We start from the raw sequence: 24,367 nt of genomic DNA, 5'->3' as shown, positions 1-24,367 counted from the left end.
GTGCGGCTGAGAATCGCAGCGCCCAAAAGGAGCGTCAGTGTCTGACATGTCGAACGAGCAGGAGCTTGACCCGCGCATAGCGAGCAGGCTCAAGCGGGATTCCAAGGGTCTTGTTGCGGCTGTCGTGCAGCAATACGATTCTGGCAGGGTGCTCATGGTGGGATACATGAACGACGAAGCCCTTCGCCGCACGCTCACGACCGGTCGCGTCACGTTCTGGAGCCGCTCGCGTCAGGAATACTGGCGCAAGGGCGACACGTCCGGGCATGCGCAATACGTCAAGTCCGTGAGCATCGACTGCGACGGAGACGCGTTGCTGGTGGAGGTGGACCAAGTGGGGTCCGCGTGCCACACCGGGGATTACTCATGCTTCGACGCCGGCGGTGAACTGCCGGCTGTCGTGGGGCACCGCACCGCCGCGCAGAAACTCGTGCCGAACGGTCCGGGCGCACCCCAGCCGGTGAACGCCGCCGTAAGCGGCATCGACGCATTGGACGACACCAAGCAGACGATCAAGGCTAAGGAGGGCTGATGACCGATCTCCATTGTTCCGTGAAGAACCTCGCGTGGGGCGATGTATGGCCCTCGCGGGAAGAATTCCATGAAATTGGCGGCGCTGGCTACCGCATTGTGCCCGTCGTCATGAAGGTGCTGGCTGATTCGCTGACGCCCGTGGGATTCTATGAACGCCTTGCCGCAGGGCGGCCGGGTACTTTCATCCTGGAGTCCGCTCAGGCGGGCACCTGGGACAGGTATTCGTTCATCGGCGTTCACTCCATGGCACAATTGGTGTCCGATCACGGCAAGGCCCTGTGGCTGGGTCCTGTTCCCGTGGGCGTGCCGCACGAAGGCGACGTCATGGACGTGGTGCGCGGCACCCTCGCTGTTTTGCATTCGCCCAAGGTGGAGGGGCTTCCGAACCTGACGAGTGGTCTCGTCGGCTCCATCGGATGGGACTCTATCCGCCATTGGGAACCGACCCTCCCGTCGACCGCACCTGATGAGACAGGGCAGCCGGAACTGGCTCTCACACTGGCGACGGACATGGCGGTCATCGACCATTACCGCGGCACGGTGTGGCTCATCGCCAACGCCGTGAACTTCGACGACACCCCGGCCCTCATCGACAATGCCTACGACAACGCCATCAAGCGTCTGCGCAGCATGGCACAGGCTTTGGTGACGCCCTCCGGCAAGGAACGCCGCGCATCCGTGCTCGATCCTTCCATCGCACAGCCCCAGCTGCGTTTCCGCACGCCCAAGTCCGACTTCGAGAAGGGCGTGGAGCGCGTCAAGCAGCACATCATCGACGGCGACGCCTTCCAAGTCGTGCTGTCCCAGCGTCTCGACATCGATTCGCCGGGGGCTGCGTTTGACGTATATCGAGTGCTGCGCACCCTCAACCCGAGCCCCTATATGTTCTACCTGTCGCTCGCCGATGCGCAGGGCAGGGGATTCAACGTCGTCGGATCAAGTCCCGAGACCCTCATACGCGTCGAGGACGGCCAGGCCATGACGTACCCGATCGCGGGAAGCCGTCCGCGTGGCGCCACCGATGAGGAAGACGACCGTCTCGTCTCCGAACTGCTGGCGGACCCCAAGGAGCGTTCCGAGCACATCATGCTCGTCGACCTGAGCCGCAACGATCTGAGCCGCGTGTGCGACCCTGAGACCGTCAATGTGACGCGACTCATGGAGATCAAGAAGTTCAGCCACATCATGCACATCGCATCCGAAGTCACCGGTCGTGTGCGCAAGGACCTGAGCGTCTTTGACGTGTTCACGTCCGCATTCCCTGCAGGCACGTTGTCCGGAGCTCCCAAGCCCAGCGCGATTTCCATCATCGACGCCTTGGAGCCGGCAGACCGTGGCATTTACGGAGGCACCGCAGGCTATTTCGACTTCTCCGGCAACATGGACATGGCCATCACCATTCGCACCGCCTACATCCGCGACCATCAGGCCAGCGTGCAGGCGGGAGCCGGAATCGTGCTCGATTCCGTGCCTGAGAACGAATGGACGGAAACCCGCAACAAGGCCGCGGCTTCCGTGCGGTCCATCCAGATCGCCTCGCAGCTTCGTAACATTGACGATGCGGATGATTTCATCTGGCCCCGCGGGGCACAGGACTGAACACCGTCCTGCCCGGGATATGGCAGGCACACCAGATGAAAACCCCCGCGTCCCTTGTGCGTGTGTGAGTGACTCACGCATGCACACATGAAATTTCCCATAACCGTACCCGTGCCGCAAGGCAGATATTGCAATAAGTTTCTCTATAGGCTAATACCGCGTATTACCCATAGGGTCTGCAGCAGCCCATCAGCGGCACGTGAAGAAGGATTCTTATGTCTACCGTATTGGATTCCCTCGTGGCGGGCGCCCTCGCCGACCAGAAGAAAAGGGAACAGGCCCTTCCCTTTGAAGCATTGAAGGACCGCGTCGCCCACGACACATACCAGCCCCTTGACGCCAAGGCATACCTGCGCCGGGACGACCAGGTGCCGGTCATCGCCGAAATCAAACGCGCATCGCCGTCCAAGGGGCACCTCACCGACATCCCTGACCCTGGTGCCTTGGCAGCCGAATACGAGGCGGGCGGGGCGAGCGCCATCTCCGTGCTCACGGAGGGACGCGTGTTCCTTGGCTCGTTCGATGACCTTGATGCTGTGCGCGCCAGTGTGAGCATCCCGGTGCTCAACAAGGATTTCATCACCACCGATTACCAGGTGTATGAGGCGCGCCTGCATCACGCCGACCTGCTGCTGCTCATCGTGGCGGCGCTCGATGATGATCAGCTCAAGCATCTGCTCGAGTTGACGCACGAACTGGGGCTCAGCGCCCTCGTGGAAACCCACACGCGCGACGAAATCGAGCGTGCCATCGCCGCCGGCGCCCGCATCATCGGCATCAATGCGCGCAATCTCAAGGACCTGTCGGTGGACACCGACAAATACCGCTCCTTGGCGGCTAACCTGCCCGAGGATGCCATCTGCGTGGCGGAATCCGGCATCTTCGGAGCCATCGAAATGCAAGACTATGCCCGTGCGGGCGCGGATGCCGTGCTCGTGGGCGAAGGCGTCGCAACGGCGCACAACCACACCCAAGCGGTGGAACGACTAGTGAAGGTAGGTAAGACAGTGAAGGCATCGGAAGCAACGCCTCTTTCCCAGCATGAGGGACCGTACTACGGCCAGTATGGTGGTCGTTACGTTCCCGAGGCCCTCATCGGGGCTCTCGACGAACTGACCCGCGTCTATGAAGACGCCAAGAACGACCCGGAGTTCCTCAAGGAGCTGCGCCGCCTCAACAAGGAATACGTGGGACGCCCGTCGCCGCTCACCGCGGCGCCTCGCTTCTCCGAGCGCGTCAGCAAGGCAGTGGGCGCTCCCGTGCGCGTGCTCCTCAAGCGCGAGGACCTTAACCATACCGGCGCCCACAAGATCAACAATGCGCTCGGTCAGGCACTGCTGGTCAAGCGCATGGGCAAGCACCGCGTCATCGCGGAGACAGGCGCCGGCCAGCATGGCGTCGCCACCGCAACCGTGTGCGCGCTGCTGGGGCTCAAGTGCCGCATCTACATGGGGCAGGTGGATGCACGCCGCCAGGCGCTCAACGTTGCCCGCATGCGGCTGCTGGGCGCTGAGGTCGTCGAGGTGACCACCGGCGACCGCATCCTCAAGGATGCCATCAACGAGGCGCTGCGCGACTGGGTGACGAATGTCGATGACACGCATTACTTGCTGGGCACCGTCGCTGGCCCCCACCCGTTCCCGCAGATCGTGCGCGACTTCCAGAAGGTCATCGGCGAGGAACTGCGCGACCAGATCAAGGACTACGGCATCGAATACCCCGACGCCATCTGCGCATGCGTGGGCGGCGGCTCCAACGCCATCGGCGTGATGAACGCGTTCCTCGACGACCCGCGTGTGAATCTCTACGGTTACGAAGCCGGCGGCGACGGCCCTGAATCCGGCAAGCACGCCATCCGTTTGACCGACGGGACCGGCGAGCTCGGCGTGTTTCAGGGAGCCAAGTCCTACCTGCTGGAAGACGCGGAAGGGCAGACCCTCAGCACATACTCCATCTCCGCAGGCCTTGACTACGCATCCGTTGGCCCGGAGCACGCATGGCTCAAGGACATCGGCCGCGTCAACTACAGCTATGCGACCGACCAGGAGGCCATGAACGCCTTCAAGGACCTGTGCGAAACCGAAGGCATCATCCCCGCCATCGAATCCAGCCATGCGCTGGCAGGCTGCTACAAGGCGGCCGCCGACCTCATCAAGCGCGGCTACGAGAACCCCGTCATCGTCGTCAACATCTCCGGACGCGGCGACAAGGACGTGGCGACCGCAGGCAAGTGGTTCGGATACCTCACCGATGAACAGAGCAAGGCGCTGGAAGCCAACGGCGCACACGGCACCACGACGAGCGACAAGGACTGATTGACATGACCAACACAACAACGACCATTGACACCGCCACGCTGGGCACCACGCCCGTGCAGCCCAAGGGATTCACCTCCAAGCCCAGCAAGACGGAAACGCGTCTCGCCGAGCTGAAGAAGGCCGACACGCCAGCGTTCATCGGCTACCTGCCGTATGGATTCCCCAATCCCGCCTCATCGCTCGACGCGTTCCGCACCCTCGTCGACTCCGGCGTGGACATCGTCGAAATCGGCTTGCCCTACTCCGATCCCGTCATGGACGGCCCCGTCATCCAGGAGGCGTGCCTCGCGGCTCTGCGCGCAGGGGAGAAGATCGCCGGTGTGTTCGATGCCGTGGAGACCGTCGCCAACGCCGGAGCAGTCCCGCTGGTCATGGGCTACTGGAATCTCATCTTCCATTACGGTGTGCTGCGCTTCGCCCGTGATTTCGCCAACGCAGGCGGAGCGGGTCTCGTCACCGCCGACCTGATTCCCGATGAAGCAGGCGAGTGGATCGAAGCGTCCGACCGTTACGGCCTCGACCGTGTGTTCCTCGTTTCGCCCGAAACCACGGATGAACGCCTGCGCCTCGTCGCCAGCAACACGCGAGGCTTCGTGTATGCGTCCGCCCGCATGGGCGTGACCGGCGAGCGCGCGCAGCTTGACCAGACGCCGGAGCGGCTCGTCGAGCGCACCCGCAAGGCGGGCGCTACCAATGTGTGCGTGGGCATTGGCGTGTCCACGCCCGAGCAAGGCGCGACGATTGGCAAATACGCCGACGGTGTGATCGTCGGCTCCGCGCTCGTGCATTCCGTGCTCGACGACCCCACGTTCGGCAAGCTCGCCACCGTGGCGTCCGGCTTGGCCGACGGCATTCACGGCGCGCGTCGCTGACTGCCAGCGCCGGTCCGCCATTCATGATGCCCGCCGCATGAGCTCTCCTAGGGGCTTGTGCGGCGGGCATCCGCATGTGATACGAAGTGTTACCGGTGGTATCTACGGCCCGGGAGGCTGAGACCGACAGTAGTGGAGCGGCTGAGTGCGGGGCTTGCGTCGCCGCGCGCCGCTACACTTTGTGAAGATTCGATAGTGAAGAATGAACGATTCTTGTTTCGCACGGAAGAAGGATTCCTCAACATGAACCTCGCCTATATCCCATCGCCGGGATTTTCCAGCATCAACATCGGGCCTGTCACGATTCGCATGTACGCCCTCATGATCTTGCTGGGCATCATCGCCGCCGTCGCTATCACCAACAAGCGGTGGAAGAGGCTCGGCGGAGATTTCGATCAGATCCTTGACATCGCGATCATCGCCGTGCCCTGCGGCATCGTCGGAGCCCGCCTGTATCACGTGATCACGACGCCCGAGCGCTTCTTCGGGGCAAACGGCAACTTCGCCGACATCTTCCGCATCTGGCAGGGAGGCCTGGGAATCTGGGGTGGCATCCTCTTCGGTGCTCTCGGCGCCTGGGCGTGGTGCCGCCACAAGCATTACCCCATGCCACTGCTCGCGGACGCCGTGGCGCCGGCATTGCTCGTCGCGCAGGCCATCGGCCGTCTGGGCAACTGGTTCAATCAGGAGCTGTACGGCGCGCCGACGACGCTGCCGTGGGGTTTGAAACTCAATCCGAACGCGAAGGGCGCCATCGGCACCTATGAGATGTGCTACGACGGTAAGGTGTGCCCCTCCGACACGCTGTTTCAGCCGACGTTCCTGTATGAGATGATCTGGAACCTCATTGGCGCCGCGCTGCTCGTGTGGCTGGGCAAGAAGCTCGTCAACAAGCTCAACGCCGGATGCCTGTTCTGCTGCTACGTGATGTGGTACACGCTGGGGCGCACCTGGATTGAATACCTGCGCATCGACTATGCGCATGAGTTCCTGGGCGTGCGCATCAACGTATGGGTGTCGCTTGTCGTGTTCATCCTGGGCATCGTGGGCTTCATGCTGGTGCAGCGGTTCGGCCAGCCCACGCCGCTGCTGTCCGACAAGCTTTTCGGCATCACGCGCGCCGAGGAACGCCAGCGCACCGAAGAGGAGCAGGAGGCTGCGCGTCGCCAGCGCGAACGCAACAATCGCCAGAATGCGTATAAGAAAGCCGAGGGCAAATCCGAAGAATCCCAATGGGGGTCCACTGTGGAGTCCACTGTGGAATCCGCAGAGGGATCCACCAAAGAATCCGCAGGGGAACCCACCGAGGAACCCGCCGAGGAACCCACTCAGGCTCAGGACGAATCCACACAGGCCAAGGGTGAATCCACGCAATCCCCAACGGATGTTGCGGATGATGCGGATGATGCGAGCGCCGAAGGCGAACCCACGCCGGACGCCGAGGGCGAATCGTCTGCATCCGATGCGCCGAACGAACCCGAGGGCGAATCCAGTGGGGAAGCGCCTGCAGATACGGCAGCCGACGCGTGACCCGCCGCCCCGCGCCATCCACATCGTGCACAAACGCGGCGTAAGTCGCCCAACAACCATAGAATGAGAGCCATGACTAGCATTCAGATCGCACCGAGCATCCTGTCCGCCGACTTCTGCAACCTTGAAAGGGATTTGAAGGCCATCGCCAACGCCGACCTCGTCCATGTGGACGTGATGGACCATCATTTCGTGCCCAACCTCACGCTCGGCGAGCCCATCGTCAAGCGCATCTGCGAAGTGACGGACCTGCCCGTCGACGTGCATCTGATGATCGAGGACCCCGACCGCTGGGCGCCGGAATTCGCCAAGTGCGGCGCCGACTCCGTGACCTTCCACATGGGCGCCACGCACGCCCCGGTCCGTCTTGCACGCCAACTGCATGACATGGGCGTCAAGGCCTGCTTCGCCGTCCGCCCGGCTGAGCCCGTCGAGCCGATCTTCGACATCCTCGAGGAATTCGACATGATTCTCATTATGACCGTGGAGCCGGGATTCGGCGGCCAGAAGTTCCTGGGCAACCAGATGGGCAAGGTGCGTCGCCTGCGTGACGAGATCACCCGCCGCGGCCTTGACACGCATATCCAGGTTGACGGTGGCGTGAGCCCCTCCACCGCGCATATCGTGGCCGAGGCTGGCGCCGACGTGCTTGTCGCTGGTTCCGCCGTGTATGGCGCCGAGGACCGCGCGGCCGCCATCGACCAGATCCGCAACAACGCGCAGGCCGCATTCCGCGCATAGCACAGGCTCGCGCATCGCGCAGCCGGCTTCCTGACGGCTCCTTCGCCGACCGCCGTCAGGAAGCATCACGTCAGAGAAAATCCCAGAACCGACACAAGAGAACCGACACAATGGCACAATCACGCAAGACATTCGAGGAATTGTTCGCAGAGCTCAGCGAAAAGGCCCGGACCCGTCCCGAAGGTTCGCTCACCGTTGACGAACTCGACAAGGGCACGCACTTCATCGGCAAGAAGATCGTCGAGGAAGCATCCGAGACCTGGATCGCCGCGGAATATGAGGGCGCCGACCGCACTGCTGAAGAGATGAGCCAGCTTCTGTATCACGTGCAGGTCATGATGATCAAGCATGGCATCACCCTCGACGACGTCTACCGTTACCTGTGACGCGCCTCTCGTCGATGACTTCGTAATGGACAACCGAAAGGCAAGAACATGCTGAGAATTGCAGTGCCTAACAAGGGCATGCTGTCGGAACCGTCGTGGAACCTCCTGGAGGAATCCGGCTATAAGCTTCGTACCAATCCGCGCCAGCTCGTCGTCAACGATGAAGAGAACGGCATCGAGCTGTTCTATCTGCGTCCGCTCGACATCGCCGTGTACGTGGGCGCCGGCAACATCGACCTGGGCCTGACCGGCCGCGACATGCTGCTCAACACCGAGACCGAAGCGACCGAATACATGCAGCTGGGCTACGGTGCATCGACGTTCCGCTTCGCAGCGCCGAAGGATTCCTCCATCGAGCGAATCGAAGACATCAACGGTCTGCGCGTCGCCACATCCTACGACAAGCTGCTGCACGATTACCTCACTGCGCATGGCATCAACGCCAAGGTCGTGCACCTGGATGGCGCTGTTGAATCCTCCGTGCACCTCGGCGTCGCCGATCTCATCGCAGACGTGGTGTCCACCGGAACCACGCTGCGCAACGCCGGCCTGAGGGTGTTCGGCGAACCGATCGTCAAGTCCGAAGCCGTGCTGGTGAAGTCCCCGCGCGTCAATGAGAGCAATCCGGAGCTGCAGGTGTTCGAGCGTCGCCTCAAGGGCGTGCTCACGGCGCACCACTATGTGCTCATGGATTACGACATCAAGCAGTCCGACATTCCCGCCGCCATCGAGATCACGCCCGGGTTCGAATCCCCGACCATCTCTCCGCTGCATGATTCCGAATGGGCGGCAGTGCGTGTGATGGTGCCCAAGGGCCAGGTCAATTCCATCATGGATCGGCTTTACGATGCCGGCGCCCGCGCCATCATCGTCACGGCGCTGCAAGCATCGCGTATGTAAGCCACGCCCTGCACTCATCACTTGTCGAGATCGCTGCTGACGCCGCCCCTGCCTGCATAGGCACGTGGGCGGCGTCATGCTTTGCTTCTCTTCGACTTCGCGGCCATGATGGCTGTACGATGTGTGTGAATGCGCGCGTCGCATGGAAGGAGACACAATGGCAATCCGCCAGCTCAAGCGCAGGTTCAGCCCTGCGCCCACAGACAAGATTTTCACGGTGCCTAACGTCATCAGCATGCTGCGCATCGTCTCCATTCCTTTCATCACCGCATTGGTCATGCACCATCACCTTTTCGCCAGTCTCGTCGTGCTGGCGGCCTCCTGCGCCTCCGACGGCGTGGACGGTTACATCGCGCGTCGCTACAACCAGGTCACCAAACTCGGCCAGCTGCTTGACCCCATTGCCGACAGACTGCTCATTATCTGTTCCATGCTCGCCCTCGCTTGGGTTGGGATCGTGCCGTGGTGGGTGCTTGTCCTCGTTGCATTGCGCGAAGTGGTATTGGGGATTCAGATCCTGTGCCTGGCGCAATTCGGCTACGGGCCGCTGCCGGTGCATTTCGTGGGCAAGGCGGCGACAGCCATGCTGATGATCACCGTGCCCGTGTTCATCATTTCAGAATTGGGCTCGGGCAGGCTCTTCAACGTGTTGCATTACGGCGGCGACGCATGCGCCATCTGGGGGTGCACGCTGTATTGGATTGCCGGATTCATCTACATCCACCAAGGTGTCGGGTTGATTCGACAGGAGCTTGCTGCACGCCGCCATGGGCAGGCCGGCGGACCTGCGGGCGCAAAGGAATCCGCGTAATGGCAGGGGACCGGTCGAAGCCGCAGCAGAATCTGCCCGGGGAGGATGCCTCCCAGACCGAACGCCATCCGGCGTCGGTGCATCACGCTGAGATGGCGGAACTGCTGCGCGAGACGGAAGAAGAACCGGTCGGTGATTTCGTGGCGCTCCATGCCCCGCAGCGCGTGGTGCTGTGGGATGGGGAGAAAGTCAATTCCCGGGCCGGGCATGATTACTCGCATTCGACCTTTTCGTCCGATATTTCCAGTTCCGTCGAATTTTCAAGCGATGACGTCACGCCTGACGAAATGGCGTTCGCCGATGATGATTCCAGCAGTGATTCCAGCAGTAATTCAAATGATGATTCCGGCGGTGATTCCGCCGGTGACGGTTCGTCGAACAATGCATCCGAGGCGTCGGCAGGGGAGAGCGGCGAGTCCGGCGACACTGCAGACATGCCGGCGTCTTTCAGCCCCATCTTCACGCCGCATCACACCAGGGTTGCGTTTTCGCATGCCTATCACCTGCTGACGCACCAGCATGTCGAGGACTCCCAGCATGAGGTGCGGCCCCGCACACGGCGACGCACCATGCAGGATGAGTCGCTTCATCTGATTGACGACCTGATCAACCGTCCGGTCGATCCGCTGTTCGAAGACGCGATGCTGTATCGACGCGCCGAGAAGCCATTCGTGCGCTGGAGCATGCGCGTCATCGCTTTCTTCCTGTGCGTGGTCATCGGCATCGTGTGCGTCATTGCGGTGCAATCGCTGCATGGCAATACGCGCGAGAAGGTGCGGCAGGAGGAGGCGAATCAGCTGGCTGGCCTGGTCAAGCGCTCCACCGAGCTGCAGACCGAAGTCCAGCAGCTGCGCAAGCAGATCGATGATCTGTCATCCGGTTCTTCCGAAGCAGTGAAGGCGCCTTCCACCGACGGGATCGCCAATGGAACGAGCGCCATCGAAGGTCCGGGCATCACCGTCACGATTGCCGATCCTGCGCTGCCGGATGATTCGGCGGACGGCACGACGGGGGCGCGCGTCTCGGGCACGTCCGGACGCAAAGTGACGGACACCGACATCCAGCTGTTCGTCGACCGCCTGTGGGCGATGGGCGCCGAAGGCATCAGTGTCAATGACGAACGCCTGGGGCCCGAGACATCCATCCGTTCGGCGGGCGGCAAGATACTCATCGGCGTGACCGCCATCCAATCGCCGTACACGATACAAGCCATAGGTGATGCCGACAGCCTGTTGCAGGGCGTGGACGAGGTGCATAACCCCAAACTCTATGAGTCGATTCAAGACCTGGGCATTTCGATCTCCGTGTCCCGCAGCGACAAGCTGACGTTGAACGCAAACGCCATCACAACGCTGGAATACGCCACGGAACATGATGACGATGACTGATATCGTTAATATGAGTATGCATTGGCAAGGCTGCGCGGGGTGGATTGCCTTGCCGTTGGAAAGGAGCATATGAGATATGACCGCTGTCATCGGATTGATTGTCGGTGTGGTCGTGGGCATATTCATCAAGCCCGACATTCCCATCTGGCTGCAACCATACCTGCCGATCATGGTTGTCGCTGCGCTGGATGCGTTGCTGGGCGCCGCACGCTCCTACTTCGAACGCACATTCAACGATCGCGTGTTCGTCATCTCGTTCCTCTCGAACGTCATCACGGCAGCCCTGCTCGTGCTCCTGGGCGATCAGCTTGGCGTGGGGTCCCAGCTGACCACTGCCGTCATCGTCGTGCTCGGCATCCGCATTTTCTCCAATGTTTCCGCCATACGCCGCTTCATCTTCCGAGGCTAGGCCGCCATGAGCACAGAGAAACGGCATGCCACGGAGCATGCGGAGCGCAAGCATCATTCGACCGCCGGTGAAATCCTGAACACCGACATCAGCAAATTGTTCAAACGCCAGCGGCAGAAGGATTCCGTCAACGATTCCCTCGACACCAGCACGTTCCCCGTCGTGCACAAGAAAACGGACAGCGCAAAGCCTGAGCGCAGCCTGGGGACGCGCATCGCCACAAGCTGCCTTGTGGTGCTTCTGTGCATGCTGTTGGGTTTCGGCTACGTCACGCAGTTGAGGTCCGCAAGCGACAACTATGAGTCGTTGAGCGAAGACGAACTGGTGCGGCTCCTGGATGAGACGAACACGCAGGTCGACAGGCTCGAGGAACAACGGACGCTGCTGAGCAGCCAGGTCACCTCCATCACCAATTCCACCGACAAGCAGCGGGAGCTCAATGAAGTCGCCAAGAAGAACGCCACCACGAGCGGCATTCTCGCCGGCAGACTCGCCTGCCAAGGCCAGGGCGTGACCATCACCGTCTCGCAGACCGGCATGCCCATCGAGGCTGCCCGGCTGTTTACGCTTGTGGAGGAACTGCGCAATGCCGGCGCTGAGGCGATCGCTTTCAACGGTGTGCGCATCGTCGCCTCTTCGTACATCGTCGATACGGACAGCGGCATGCAGGTGGACGGCGTATTGGTCAGCTCGCCGTACGAATTCAAGGCGATTGGGGATTCCAATGCGCTGTCGAACGCCATCCAGATCTCCGGCGGAATAGGTTCTCAGCTCAGGGTGCGGTATAATGCGAACGTCATCGTGCGAACACAGAGCAATGTCGTCATTGATGAGCTTGCGAGCACGAGAAACTACCAATACGCGAAGATTGTAGAATGACAGGTATGACTGAACCGATTCCCACCGCAGGAGAAACAACAAGCATCGGCATCCCCACCATTTCCGCGGTTCCCGTGACCGTGACGGGGGACAGGCCGTTGAGTCAGCAGGACCTTGACACGATTGCGCGCTTGAACCCAGGTACCGCGCTGCTCATTTCCACAAGGGGAGCGGTGTCCGGTTCGCGTTACCTGCTCGACGAAGACAAGGTGACCGTCGGCAGGGATCCCTCCAACGACATCATGCTTGACGACGGCACTGTTTCGCGTGAACATGCCGTGTTCATCCGGGAAAACGGCCGCTATCGCATCGAAGACGTCGGCAGCCTCAATGGCACGTATGTGAACCGTCGTCGCGTGGACAGCGTTGAGCTGCACAGCGGCGATGAATTGATGATCGGCAAGTTCCGTCTTGTGTTCTTCGGCCGGTGAATCCGGCCATGGGCGGTGACAGGGCGGTTGGCGCCTCCGATGCCTCCACTGCAGGCGGTGCGTCTGCACGTGGTGTGGCGCATCATGGCGTGCAGGGTCATGACGCCCAGAAACAAGGCGCAAAGGAAGTGCAAGGCGTCCTGTTCGCGCTGCCCGAGGATTCGCTCGCGGACAATCTGCCAGGGGTCTCTGCCGACGCTGGTCTTGGCGCAGAGGGAATCGACGTGGATTCCCCAGGCGTTGTACGAGGCTACCGGGGGACCGTCGCTTCAAAAGTTGCCGGTATCACCTACCGGCAACTTGATTATTGGGCACGCAAGCACATCGTCGAACCATCGGTCAAAGCCTCGCATGGATCCGGTTCCCGCAGATTGTATTCATTCAAGGACATCCTGGTGCTCGCCGTGTCCAAACGGTTGCTTGACGTGGGCGTGAACCTGCAGAACGTGACGACGGCCATCGGATATTTACAAGGGCGCAATGCGGCGCAGCTTGAGGACATCACCATCATGTGCGACGGACAGCACGTGTATGAATGCACCAGCGACGCCCAAGTCGGCGAATTGATGAAAACCGGGAACGCTGTGTTCGGCGTCTCCGTAGGATCCATCTGGCATAAGATTCATGATGCGATCCAGGACGAAGCGTGCGAGGAAGTCCTGTTGTCGCAAGATTCCGGTGAGTTCTGATACGACGAAGTGTCGAGCGGGAGATAGAGATGCTGCGGCAGATACAACAGATACAGATACCACAGATACAGAGGCACATGGGCGCACGGGGATAGCCAATCTGACATAACATACATTATCGGCGCTTAGGGAAGGCTTGTAGAGACAGCTGGAATGCCCTCAAATCCTGATTCTTTTGTGTCCTCTGTGCTGCGGTTCTCTGTGCGATGCGATTCGCCATCGTTGTCAGGTCCGGTGCCGTTCAGACGTCACTGCATGACGAATCCTGGCGCGTTGCCTCGTCGCTGTTCTGACGGTCAGTCAATCCAGGCGCACTGCACGCGACCCGGTGCGTGCGATCCGACGAACGCCGGCGACAACATGTGCAAATGCATACAACGCATCTCAATCATCGGTTTGCATATGCATTGCATACCCATTGCATATGCAAAAAGCCGTCGGTGGCTGCTTCAGACGGCAGCCGCCGACGGCATGAACGATTGTCATGAACGTTGTGAAAATCTGAGTGATCGCGCAGCTCAGAATGTCGCGAAGAAACGATCCACGGCGTCGGGAAGCTCGTCCGTCGTATCGATGATCATGTCCGCGCCATGTTCCTCGAGCTCGCCAGGAGCTGCGAATCCCCACCGGCATCCGATGGATTTGACACCGGTGTAATGGCCGCCGTCGACATCCGTCCACCGGTCGCCTACCATGACCGCTCGGTCGCCGCGTTCCTCGTCGAAATGGATGCGGTCGAAACCGTAACGGATGACTTGCGCCTTGTGGATGCGCGTATTGTCAAGGCTGGCGCCAAACAGATCATCCATCAGTTCCGTCAGATGGAATCGCTCGCAGATCAAGCGAGCCTGTGGTTCGGGCTTGCACGTCGCCAATGCAAGGAAGTATCCGCGTTCACGCAGCTGCTTCAATGCCTCGGGAATCCCGTCATAGACTTCATTGAGGAACATGCCGGGGATTTTCTCCCCGCCTGGGTTCAACGGATCATCAAACGTGGGCGTGGTGTACGCTTCGCGGTACAGTCGCACCGCTTCGTCAGAAACATCCGCCAGACCGTGCTTTGTGAACGATTCACTCAACGGCGGCCCCACGAAGGTGCTCAGTTCCTCGTCGGTGGGCACCGGCCTGCCCAGCTTCTTGTATGTGCGGATGGCGGATGACAGAATGCCGGAATCGGATTTTGTCAGCGTGCCGTCTAGGTCGAGAAGGACTACTTTCGTGGGATGTTCCAATTGATTCTCCTCACTCGTAATCGTGGCTGGTCATCTGGCTCACTCGTAATCGGGGAACCAGCCGTCATGATGCATCTTGAGACGCTTTTCGAGAAGCTCCTTGAGCTCGTCTTCGGTGCGGCGCTCCATGAGCATATCCCAGTGGCTGCGCACCTGCTTTGTCAGGTCGTTCGCCTCCTGGTCCTGCGTGCCCTCGAGATGGGCTGTTTTGCCGCAGCGGCATTCCCACTCATGCGGCACGTCCGCTTCCTCTGCGAAGGGAATGATCGTGCGATGGCCATCCGGGCACACATATGCATAATCGGTGCGAGGAGCCAAATCGACGTTATCATCGGATTCCAACGACTTTGCCCCGATGCTCATGCCCCTGAGGCTGCGCTCTGCCATTGCATTCTCCTTACGTGGTTTCCGTTATCTAAACTATCGAACGGCTTAGACCGCCGTTATGCCAGTTCTTCATTATCTCACGCAGCAGCGGTTCGCCATGGCGCGCGGTCTGGCTTGCGCCGAAGGCTGAAACTGGCGGTCAGCACCAAGGGTCAGTCGATGCCCGAGTAGGCCACGACTCCCCTGTTGACCGTGAGCATCGCGTCATGCGCCCTGTCGGCAACCTCGCGGTTCTCGAGCCATGGCGCCGCCGCGGCGATCTGGCCCAAGGCATCTGCAACGCGTTTGCAACTACGCACGAAGTCGCCGCCCGTCATGTCCGTGCCATCGAGCACGGTCGCCAGGCTCTTGCCGCTCGACCAGTCGAACATGATGTCGCAGGCGCCGAAATCCAACGGTTTGAGATCGTCAAGCCCCCAGTCTTCGCACAATGACGTGATGGCATCATGCACTTGCCCGATGCGCACCACGGTGGAGTGGATGCGGCCTTTGAGACCGCCGGGATAATGGCGCGGCTCCCCTGCGCTGTCGCGACGCGACTCGAACACGAATCCCGACACGACAGCGACAAGTTCTTCGCTTGACAGTCCATTGAGCAATCCCTGCGAGAGGCATTCCGCCAGCACGATGTCGAGCTCACCATAAAGATGGCGCAGGAGCTGGCCTTTTTGCGTCACGTGGTAATTCTTCGCATCCTCTCCATCTACGTAACCCAGGATGCGCAGGATTTCGCAGATGCGTTCGAAACGGCGCGCCACCGACCCGGTGCGTGATTCATAGCGGTCGCGCAGCCTGTCGAGCTGCCGCACTTGCTTCGCCCACCGGTTGCCCCAGCGCAAATGCTCGGCAAGATCAGGGCACGAACGGCATGGGTGCGCGCGTTCACGACGCCTCAGATCGGCAATGCGCTCATCAATCTGTTTGATCGCCTGCTTGCGCTCCTCCGGCGAGGAATATGGCATTCCGGCGGCGCGTCGGCGGTCCTTGCGTTCCGCATCCGTCAGCGCCATGCGCAGGCGCATGAATTCGCGGAAGTCGCCGCGGTCGCAGGAGAACGCTTTCTCATAGCCGTCCAAGGCCTGTTGCAATGCGTCGATGCGACCCTCAAGGTCTTCCGCCGACTCATTGGCCTCCCACTGGGCGAACGAATGGTCGAGGGTCACGCGGGCTTCGGAATACGTGGATGAATTAAGCAGGTTCACCGCCATGTTGAACGTCGGCGAGAAGCTGGAATGCAACGGGTACACGCGCTTGCTCGACAGCGCCGCCGCCAACTGCGGCTGGAAGCCCCGGTGGTCGACGATGACGGCATGGCCGATCACATCGATTCCACGGCGTCCGGCACGCCCGGTCAGCTGGGTGAACTCCCCTGGCGTGAGCGGCACGTGGCCTTCGCCGTTGAATTTCTCGAGCTTTTCAACAATCACCGAACGGGCCGGCATGTTGATGCCCAATGCCAGCGTTTCGGTGGCGAACACAACCTTGACGAGGCCCTGTTCGAACAGTGTCTCCACAATCTGGCGGAACAATGCGATCATGCCGGCGTGGTGGGGTGCGAAACCCTGTTCGAGAGCGAAACGGAAGCGCGAGAAACCCAAGGCGCGCGCATCATCGCGATCGATCTGCCCTTCCATCATGCCGTCCACGATGCGGCGGATGCGCAGCGCCTCCTGGTCGGTCGTCAGTCGCAACCCCGCATTGACGCACTGCTCCACCGCCCTGTCGCAGCCCGCACGCGAGAATATGAAATAGATGCCGGGAAGCAGCCCTAGGAAGTCCATCTCGTCGATGACTGCCCAACGCTTGGGCACGTGGCGCAATTCCTGACCGCGCGTATCGCGGTCCTCCTTAGCCATTGTCTTGCCATGGTGACCACGTCCGCCACGCGTCGAACCGCGCGAATCCCGCCCGTCATTGAACGCATGGGCACGCTTCTCCCCCTCGCGGTCAAGCCGCGCAAGCTCATGCACCAGACCGGGATTCACTTGGTCGGAATCGGCGGAACGGTACAGATCCCACAGTTGAGGTTCCGTACGGTCGTCCCGTTGGGTCATCACGTGGCGTTCCAGCGGGACCGGACGATGCTCCGAGATGACAAGCGCGGTATCCCCGCGCACCGATTCGATCCATGCCGAGAAATCCTCGACATTCGATACGGTCGCGGACAATCCCACGATTTTCACACGCTCAGGAAGATGCACGATGACCTCTTCCCACACCTGTCCGCGGAAACGGTCCGCCAGATAGTGCACTTCGTCCAGCACCACGTATTCCAAAGCATTGAGCGTCGTGGAGTTCTCGTAAATCATGTTGCGCAGGACTTCCGTGGTCATCACCACGATGTCGGCCTCCGGATTGACCGACATGTCGCCGGTGAGCAGTCCAACGCGATCCTGCCCATACACCGCGGCAAGGTCATGGTACTTCTGGTTGCTCAGGGCTTTGATGGGGGTCGTGTAGAACGCCTTGACGTTGCGCCGTTGCGCTAGGAACATAGCGAAGTCCGCCACAATGGTCTTGCCGGCGCCTGTTGGCGCTGCGACAAGCACGTTCCGGCCTGCTTCCAAAGCGTCAATCGCATCGCGCTGGAAGTCATCGAGGGTGAACTGCAACGTGTTCTCGAAGGCGGCGGCGGCGCTTGAGGCATGGCGCTGTCGTTCCTTGAAAGCCTGATAGCGCGCCGCCGGGCTTTGCGGATCAAACGGCGCGCGTGCAGTGCATGCGTCCTGTGCCTGCGCGTCGTGCCGGTGATGATGGTGATGCGTCATGGTTCTTCGCTTTCCCTGATTCCGCCGTGTCACGTGTGAGCGTCACTTGTTGAAGTCAAGCCACTGCAACCACGTCGCGCGATGCCTTGCGTGCGCACGGTCCTGGCGTTCGAGTTTCTTCGCATACGCCCGTTCGTAACGTTGCTGGGCCACATCCAGCGGCTGGGTGAACAGCGGCGGCTCGCTGGTGCGCTTAGGCGCGCTCGCCGAGGCCATCCTGTCGAAACGCTTACCCATTGCATTGCCCAAGGCGGCGCCCATGAATCCGAAGTGACGGAACCGACGGAATGCGTGAATCAGCCCTAATACAACCGCCATAATCATGAAGACGACGAGCACAGCCCAGCCCCATCCCGGCATGGCAACCTCCTTGCAGGTTTTGCGACATCGCCTGTCAGCGCCGTCGTGCGTCGCAACACGCGGCTGCGTTCATTCACTTGTTTTCGTCGAAAAGCGACAGCTCGTGCTTGGCGCGGGCAATCATCATCGTGCGAAGCGTTTCGGGGCCCACCGCCACGATATGGCGGGCGTGCGCAATGCAGAACGCCACAAACCATGAATCCGAGCACACCAGCAGGTGGACCTTCTCGCCATCACCCCACGGCTCCACCGTGGCATACGGCAGATCGCGAATGAACGAACGGCCGACGGTGTCGGTGATGAATTCGGCGGGGGTGCCGTTGTCGACGCTCCACTCACGCAATTCGGAAAGCGGCACGTTGGGAATGGTGATCGGATGCACCGGCTGCACGACCTCCAGATGGCCGATGCGCGCCAAACGCAGGGTCTGCCACTCCGGATGCTTCTTCTCGCGGCTGGGCTGGTCTTGCTGCTCGGGGAAGTCGTAGTCCGAGCTTACATCCTCGCGCCGCACGCCCGTCCACACGGCTGCGTAATACACGCCCTCATCCACGTAAATCTTGGCTGGCGCCACGAGCTTGCGACGGGTGCGTCCGGCGCCGTCGGTGTATTCCATGTCGAGCAGCTGGCCGGAGCGGATGGCCTCTTTCACCGCGGTATAGCACGGCGGCTCCAGTTCATAGCCGGTGAGGCTCAGCCATGCGGAATCACCCGGCTTGATGAGCGAATGGAGCCTTTGATAAAGGCTTTCCGCCTGCTTGCGCGAATCCTCCGGCATGACCGGCGAATGCGCCAGATAGCTCACGGAAGCGGTGAGCAGGCTCAGGTATTGGGGTGAGATTCCCGCCAGGCGTTCCAAGCCAAGGGAATTCGTGGCGCACACAATCCCCTCGTCTTCGAGCAGTGTCCAGTCGAAGTCAAAGAACTGGCTTCCCGCCATCTCGCCATCGTCGGAGACCGTGGTGAGGCGCTCCACATCCTTCTTGATGGTGGCGATGCCCTTCTTGCGGTCGGTTTCGTCCGCAGGTTCGCCTACGAAACGCTCGGCCAGATCCTCCAGCTTGAATTCCTCGCCCAGATGAGCGGACAGGAACAACATGAGGCGCAGCCTGCGATCGACCTCGCTGCCGGTCTGGTACGGTGTCGTCGTGCGGCGGCCTGTGGTGGGTTCCTCCTCCTGCTCTGGCACGGATGCCGGATGGTATTCCGAGACGGGAACCGGCGTTGTCTTGCTGGAGTCATCGCACGGTTTGAATTCGATGGCTGCATTGAGGCGGCGCTTGAACGAATCCACGGCTTCCTGCGGGTTCATGATCACCGCGCCCGGGTGCTCAAGCACGAATGTGGCCAAGTCATCGGAATCGGTGTAAGCGACGTGGATTTCCTCGCCGTCCGTCTGCACGGTCGCCGTGAAACGGCGCTGCTCCACGACCTTGACGAGATTGTCGGGGATGGACTGCGTGCCCAGACCCGGCGCGATGGAGTCCAGGCCGAGCCCGGGCACCGGCACCTGCGGCACGCGCGGCGTGTTGCGGGGCTGCTTGCGAGCCTGTTCCTGCTCCTGCTGGTTCTGCTGGCTGGTGATGGAAACCGAGCGCGCCAGATAGTTCGCGGCAGCAAGAACTGGGAGCTCCTGCGGCTCGAATTGAATCCTGATGCGCGGTTCGTCGCCGAGCTGGAGACGATACGATGCGAAGTCCTGTCCCTCGGACTTGGAGGAATATTCCGGTTGGCGTGATTCGATGGCGATGCCCATCGCGGCGAGCTTGGCACGGTCACGCTGGAATTGCTTGGCGAACGCCGCCTTCGCGGCTTGATCAGCCAGTTCCCCATAGGAATCGGCGTAGGCCTTCACCCTTTGCGCTATTTGGCGTGATGTGAGCCATTGGGGGAACGCCGACGACAAGACGGCGAGCACATCAAGTTCGTGCTTACCCCACTTATCCGAAAAACGACGCCTGCCGTTGGATCCTTCTGCCATATGACCTCGCGTATCTCGTTCGATGAATTGCGAAACGGGGCTCTTACCGCGTCCCATAGACATTCTAGCGGCCAATTCATGTGTGTGCACGCAAAACGACGATTACACGCCGTGCGCGCAATCGTTTTGTATGGAGAGCAAAAACGCGGAGCGTAGCTTTCCCGCTCTTACGCAAGGTTACCACGCTCCGCGATTCGACTTCAGCAAAGGTTCCGAAATGACGATGCCGGCATCCATCGGCGTGTCATATGTGGCCGATGGATGCCGGCAGGACGGTCATGGATGTCAGATCCATTCGTCGGGTTCGATGCCTTGCGGTCCCACGAAGGAGCCGTTCGGCACGTAGGACGGATGGCCGTAATCAGGCAGGTGGGCGTCGCCGTAGAAGCTCACGTCGCGGCCGAAATACCAGTCCCCGTCCACCGTCACGCTGTTCGCGGCGGCGATGGAAGGCACGCCGTAGGGGAATCTGTCGTCGAAGTCCTGGATGTTCTTGAAATGCTCTGGGTCGAGCTTCACATCAGGGAAGACATAATTGCCGTCCTCCATCTCGAAGCTGTCCGTCAGGTGGAAACGGTCAGAACGCATGACGAACAAATCGTTCGTCGTCTTCACCGGCAGGAACCGGGAACGGTTTACCTCGATGCACGTTGCATTGGGGAACAGCGAAATGGCGGCACCCATCGCAGTCTCCAGCTGGATGACCTTTTCGGTGTTCTTGTTGGACGGATCCACGGTCTTGTGGTTGACGATGATCGGCAGGTCGAGCACGCCGTCATGTTGCGCAAGCAGCTCCTTGAGTGCATCCACGCGCACCCAGATGTTGTTCGTGTTGAAGTAACGGTGATGCCGGTAATTGAGAGCGGCGCTGAGGTCGCTTTCCGGCACCTGCGAGATTTCGCGAAGCATGAGCTGGCCGCTCTTGCGGTCGCGCACGATCTGGCCGCCCTTGCGGTCGGACGGGGTCTTCTTGGAGACCTCCACCATGAAGGGGGCGCCTGATTTCGCAAAGGCTCCCGCCAGCGTGCTGGACGGACGCGCGCCCAAGTTGTCGGAATTCGAGATGAACAGGTATTCCATGCCAGCGGCCTGCAGGGAATCAAGCAGATGGGATTCCCAGATAGTGCTGAACACATCGCCGTGCCCGGGCGGGCACCATTCCAGCTCATGATTCTCCGGGAACTGTGCGGGTGCGCCGGTGGCGGCATCGATCTTGGGCTCGGTGTGCTGCACGATTTCCCACGGCACGTTCTCCTGACGGAAACGCTGGTCGGCCTTCATCACCTTGAGCGTATCGCCGGACGTGCGGAATGAATTCATGAACACCAGCGGCAGCGGCACATCCTGGCGGATGCGTGAGGCGATGACCTGGCCCATGATGATGTCGATGAAACGCATCTGGCGGGCCTTGTGACGGCGCACCGGCAGCAAGGACTTGGGACCCTCAAGACCCATGGAGGTGCCGAGGCCTCCGTTGAGCTTGAGGAACGCGGTATGGCGGAAAGCCTCCATGGCGAAATCGTGGTCGAGGTTCTCGTGCTCCTCGGCGACGCTGGTTATCTCGCCTTCCTTGATCGGCGTGATCGTGGATTCGGGAATTACCGTGCGCGAGCCGTTCTTCCACGAGGTGTACAGGTGGTGGAACTGCTGGATGGAAAGCTCCGACATGTTGTTGTCGAGCATCTTCTCTTCGAACGCTTCGAAGCCGGCCTGCGGCGTTGATGCCCCGGATGCCCCGGCGCCGTCGTTGGCGGCAGACATTCCGTGAAGTGAATCAGCTGCTGCTGCAAGATCCTCGGGAGCTGTGGGCTGCGGCTCTGTGGTCGCCGCGTTTGTTGCAGCTGTCGTCTCATCATGTGCCATTGTGATTGGTCCCCCCAAAAACCGCATCATGTCAGAATCATCATGTTCGGATAACGAGCAATACAAGGCTCGAATTTATCCGCGACTGACGACAATGCCCGCTGCGACTGTTCCACAGGAAGTTGAGCTATGTGCCAGTGGCGGCTTGCACATAGCGGCTGTGCTGGGTTTGCCTGATGTGCGGGCCGAGCAATTAGGGCGATGTTTTCGCCCTGCTGGTCCTGCTGTGTCGCTATGCGCCAGTGGTGGCTTGCACATAGCGGCTGTGCTGGGTTTGTCTGGTGTGCTGATTCCTGCAATCAGGCCGGTGTCTTTGGTGTCCTTGGCGATTTGCGCCGTTATGTGCCAGTCGTGGCTTGCACATAACGGCCGTGCTGGGTCTGTCTGGTGTGCGCGCCTAGCAATCTGGCCGATGTTTTTCGCCCTGCTGGTCCTGTTGCGTCGCTATGTGCCAGTCACGGCTTGCGCATAGCGGCCGTGCTGCCCTGTGTGTCTCCCTGCCCTGCGCATCCTCTTCTTGCGACACGCTGTGGAATCCGCGCAACTCCGCCGATGGCGGACACTCCTGATTGAGCTGAATTGCCAATTCATGCTGGCCGTGGTATCGTCTTACCTCGGCGTTAGAAACGTCGATCGGGCCGTAGCGCAGCTTGGGTAGCGCACTTGACTGGGGGTCAAGGGGTCGCGGGTTCAAATCCCGCCGGCCCGACCAAATAAGGCAGGATTTCGTATTACGAGGTCCTGCCTTTTGTTTTCCCTGAGTCGTTTATACGATTCGTCTGTATGGACTATTGCCAGAATCCGGCATATAGGAACCAAAGTTATTGCTTTAGACTTCTCGTTCAGGTGTTGAAGACGGGCATGTGCAGGTCGGTCCATTCGATTGAGGTGTCGGGTTCCGGGGCGTCTCCGTCGCGCTGCAACCCGTGCACATCCAGCGTTGGCGCCCGAGCCGGTCATGGCCGTTCTTCTTCATCCTCGCCCCGCACAATCCGCACTCCGGGGCCCTGTTCGATCGTGTCCTCATCACCCCATGAAGACACAGGAGCCAAGTCCGACACCCCGACACGCCTACGGCCACAACGCCTGCGGGGATTATAAGCAATAACTTTGGTTCCTATATACCCAGAATCCCCATGGAGGGGGTGGCCACTGGCTGGGGCTGTGCAGCCTCTCGCATCTGATAAGTGTCGAGAGAGGTGAAGTTCGCGCCCGCCGTGTCGGTGACGACGGTGCCGCTCGTATCATGCAAGGTCAGGCACCTTCGGTGCTGGGGCTCTAAAGTGATTAAGCTGCGGAAACACGGCAGTCACCGGCATGTTCACACCCGCCGGCATCATGCCTGTGTTCCCGTAGCGTTGTCCGGTGGGAGGAGCTGGGTGTGGCGGGCGCAGCGCTCCCACGTCTTGACCGCCTTGCCGGCCAGGCGCTTGCGGCGGCCGGGCTGCTTGACGTCCAGCACCAGCTCCAACACATCACCGGATGCCAGCTCCCGGCGGAACCAATGCGACGCCCACGACCTGTTCGACACCACGCCGCGCGATGAGAAGCACCCCGCGCCCGGCTCCCCCTCGCATCCCGCGGAGGACGCCTCCACAGCGCGGCCATGCGCGGCCTGCCACGCCTCCAGCAGGCCATCCGCATCACCGGCCGGCACCACGCGCCAGCACAGCCACGCGTCCAGGCCACGCACCCAGCCCCCGTACCACCGGGAGCCGGGCTCCTGCGGCAACGCCATCGCATCCACGTGATGGTAATACCCGCGCACCACCCCCGGAGCCGGTGCGTAATCCTCCTGGAAATACGCCGGCGGCGTCAGCACCAGCACCCCGTCGCCGCCCAGGTCCTCGCGCAACGGGCACGGCATCCCCGTGTATGGGTTCCGCCCGTTACGGGCGCACCACGCATCAACCCGCGCATACGACTCCAGCACCATCCCCCCAAGCTCCTCCGCGCCAACGCCACCCGGACACTCGAGTATGCCAACGCGAATCCTCGTATCCACATCATTGACCCAGCGCAGCGACGGGGCCTCGCGTATCGCCTTCCACTTACCGATCTGCGGGTAATAGCACACAAGGCATGTCGCAGACCAATTACCCGTCTTTCCTACAGGCTGCCCCGTCAAACGACTGTACAAGTCCTCCCCGGCCTCATCGGGCATGCGCTGGACCACGGCCCCGATATGGGATTCATCATAATCGCGCGCATTCAAAATAGCCGTGCCCAACGTTTCGGCATCGACCAGATCATGCGGAATCCCCACACTCCCCGCGGGGATACACACCA

At 61.0% G+C, this 24,367-nt stretch carries 20 protein-coding genes, 1 tRNA gene and 3 pseudogenes; 15 read left to right on the top strand and 9 right to left on the bottom strand.

The window, feature by feature from the left end; translation table 11 throughout:
- Positions 1-46: 46 nt before the first annotated feature.
- From hisI to CLV65_RS08995, 14 genes and pseudogenes are all read left to right on the top strand, one after another.
- A pseudogene (gene hisI / locus CLV65_RS02225) lies at positions 47-424 on the top strand (phosphoribosyl-AMP cyclohydrolase); the annotation flags it as partial.
- Positions 425-531: 107 nt separating this feature from the next.
- A complete protein-coding gene (locus CLV65_RS02220) occupies positions 532-2,133 on the top strand; it encodes a chorismate-binding protein (RefSeq protein ID WP_094691742.1) in 1,602 nt (533 codons plus the stop codon).
- A gap of 215 nt (positions 2,134-2,348) precedes the next feature.
- Positions 2,349-4,448 (top strand): tryptophan synthase subunit beta, encoded by a 2,100-nt coding sequence (trpB, locus tag CLV65_RS02215; RefSeq protein WP_094691741.1) that lies wholly within the window; start codon positions 2,349-2,351, stop codon positions 4,446-4,448.
- A gap of 5 nt (positions 4,449-4,453) precedes the next feature.
- Positions 4,454-5,323: a tryptophan synthase subunit alpha gene (gene trpA, locus CLV65_RS02210; RefSeq protein WP_094691740.1), complete on the top strand. Its 870-nt coding sequence runs from the start codon at positions 4,454-4,456 to the stop codon at positions 5,321-5,323.
- A gap of 243 nt (positions 5,324-5,566) precedes the next feature.
- Positions 5,567-6,448 (top strand): annotated as a pseudogene (gene lgt, locus CLV65_RS02205) (prolipoprotein diacylglyceryl transferase); the annotation flags it as partial.
- A gap of 468 nt (positions 6,449-6,916) precedes the next feature.
- Positions 6,917-7,594 carry a ribulose-phosphate 3-epimerase gene (rpe, locus tag CLV65_RS02200; RefSeq protein WP_094691739.1) on the top strand — a complete coding sequence of 226 codons (678 nt, stop codon included), beginning with the start codon at positions 6,917-6,919 and terminating at the stop codon, positions 7,592-7,594.
- 110 nt (positions 7,595-7,704) lie between these two features.
- Entirely contained in the window at positions 7,705-7,980 is a 276-nt protein-coding gene (locus tag CLV65_RS02195) for a phosphoribosyl-ATP diphosphatase (protein ID WP_094691738.1), read from the top strand.
- Positions 7,981-8,028: 48 nt separating this feature from the next.
- A complete protein-coding gene (gene hisG / locus CLV65_RS02190; RefSeq protein ID WP_094691737.1) occupies positions 8,029-8,880 on the top strand; it encodes an ATP phosphoribosyltransferase in 852 nt (283 codons plus the stop codon).
- Between the two features lie 157 nt (positions 8,881-9,037).
- Positions 9,038-9,691 (top strand): CDP-alcohol phosphatidyltransferase family protein, encoded by a 654-nt coding sequence (locus tag CLV65_RS02185; RefSeq protein WP_094691736.1) that lies wholly within the window; start codon positions 9,038-9,040, stop codon positions 9,689-9,691.
- The gene (locus tag CLV65_RS02180; protein ID WP_157847194.1) at positions 9,691-11,079 is read left to right on the top strand and encodes a DUF881 domain-containing protein; all 1,389 of its coding nucleotides are present in this window, start codon (positions 9,691-9,693) and stop codon (positions 11,077-11,079) included. Before CLV65_RS02185 ends, CLV65_RS02180 begins: the two co-directional genes overlap by 1 nt.
- A 76-nt stretch (positions 11,080-11,155) precedes the next feature.
- The gene (locus tag CLV65_RS02175; RefSeq protein WP_094691734.1) at positions 11,156-11,488 is read left to right on the top strand and encodes a small basic family protein; all 333 of its coding nucleotides are present in this window, start codon (positions 11,156-11,158) and stop codon (positions 11,486-11,488) included.
- A gap of 6 nt (positions 11,489-11,494) precedes the next feature.
- A complete protein-coding gene (locus CLV65_RS02170) occupies positions 11,495-12,367 on the top strand; it encodes a DUF881 domain-containing protein (protein WP_094691733.1) in 873 nt (290 codons plus the stop codon).
- A 5-nt stretch (positions 12,368-12,372) separates the two neighbouring features.
- The gene (locus CLV65_RS02165) at positions 12,373-12,798 is read left to right on the top strand and encodes an FHA domain-containing protein (protein ID WP_094691732.1); all 426 of its coding nucleotides are present in this window, start codon (positions 12,373-12,375) and stop codon (positions 12,796-12,798) included.
- A gap of 218 nt (positions 12,799-13,016) precedes the next feature.
- Positions 13,017-13,442, top strand: a pseudogene (locus CLV65_RS08995) (MerR family transcriptional regulator); the annotation flags it as partial.
- Positions 13,443-14,005: 563 nt separating this feature from the next.
- Here the strand turns inward: CLV65_RS08995 and CLV65_RS02155 are convergent.
- From CLV65_RS02155 to CLV65_RS02130, 6 genes are all read right to left on the bottom strand, one after another.
- The gene (locus CLV65_RS02155; RefSeq protein WP_094691730.1) at positions 14,006-14,719 is read right to left on the bottom strand and encodes an HAD hydrolase-like protein; all 714 of its coding nucleotides are present in this window, start codon (positions 14,717-14,719) and stop codon (positions 14,006-14,008) included.
- Positions 14,720-14,758: 39 nt separating this feature from the next.
- Positions 14,759-15,106 carry an RNA polymerase-binding protein RbpA gene (locus CLV65_RS02150; RefSeq protein ID WP_094691729.1) on the bottom strand — a complete coding sequence of 116 codons (348 nt, stop codon included), beginning with the start codon at positions 15,104-15,106 and terminating at the stop codon, positions 14,759-14,761.
- A gap of 152 nt (positions 15,107-15,258) precedes the next feature.
- Positions 15,259-17,874 (bottom strand): DEAD/DEAH box helicase, encoded by a 2,616-nt coding sequence (locus tag CLV65_RS02145; protein WP_094691728.1) that lies wholly within the window; start codon positions 17,872-17,874, stop codon positions 15,259-15,261.
- Between the two features lie 42 nt (positions 17,875-17,916).
- The gene (locus CLV65_RS02140; RefSeq protein WP_094691727.1) at positions 17,917-18,234 is read right to left on the bottom strand and encodes a hypothetical protein; all 318 of its coding nucleotides are present in this window, start codon (positions 18,232-18,234) and stop codon (positions 17,917-17,919) included.
- Positions 18,235-18,307: 73 nt separating this feature from the next.
- Complete coding sequence (locus tag CLV65_RS02135; RefSeq protein ID WP_094691726.1) at positions 18,308-20,215, bottom strand: helix-turn-helix transcriptional regulator; 1,908 nt, start codon at positions 20,213-20,215, stop codon at positions 18,308-18,310.
- Positions 20,216-20,500: 285 nt separating this feature from the next.
- Positions 20,501-21,976, bottom strand: coding sequence for a UTP--glucose-1-phosphate uridylyltransferase (locus tag CLV65_RS02130; RefSeq protein WP_094691725.1), 1,476 nt, complete (start codon positions 21,974-21,976; stop codon positions 20,501-20,503).
- A gap of 736 nt (positions 21,977-22,712) precedes the next feature.
- Here CLV65_RS02130 and CLV65_RS02125 point away from each other — a divergent pair.
- A tRNA-Pro gene (locus CLV65_RS02125) sits at positions 22,713-22,790 on the top strand.
- A gap of 117 nt (positions 22,791-22,907) precedes the next feature.
- Here CLV65_RS02125 and CLV65_RS09175 read toward each other — a convergent pair.
- From CLV65_RS09175 to CLV65_RS02120, 3 genes are all read right to left on the bottom strand, one after another.
- Positions 22,908-23,105, bottom strand: a complete 198-nt coding sequence (locus CLV65_RS09175) for a transposase-like zinc-binding domain-containing protein (RefSeq protein WP_420848422.1) — start codon at positions 23,103-23,105, stop codon at positions 22,908-22,910.
- 90 nt (positions 23,106-23,195) lie between these two features.
- Positions 23,196-23,330: a hypothetical protein gene (locus CLV65_RS09080; protein WP_275542124.1), complete on the bottom strand. Its 135-nt coding sequence runs from the start codon at positions 23,328-23,330 to the stop codon at positions 23,196-23,198.
- An 84-nt stretch (positions 23,331-23,414) separates the two neighbouring features.
- The gene (locus CLV65_RS02120; RefSeq protein WP_144441906.1) at positions 23,415-24,344 is read right to left on the bottom strand and encodes a hypothetical protein; all 930 of its coding nucleotides are present in this window, start codon (positions 24,342-24,344) and stop codon (positions 23,415-23,417) included.
- Positions 24,345-24,367: the final 23 nt, after the last annotated feature.

The sequence above is a fragment of the Pseudoscardovia suis genome (genome assembly GCF_002797875.1).
In the GTDB taxonomy this organism is placed as follows: Bacteria; Actinomycetota; Actinomycetes; order Actinomycetales; family Bifidobacteriaceae; genus Pseudoscardovia; species Pseudoscardovia suis.
Note: the sequence above shows the minus strand (reverse complement) of the source record. Positions and strands in the feature narration are given on the sequence as shown.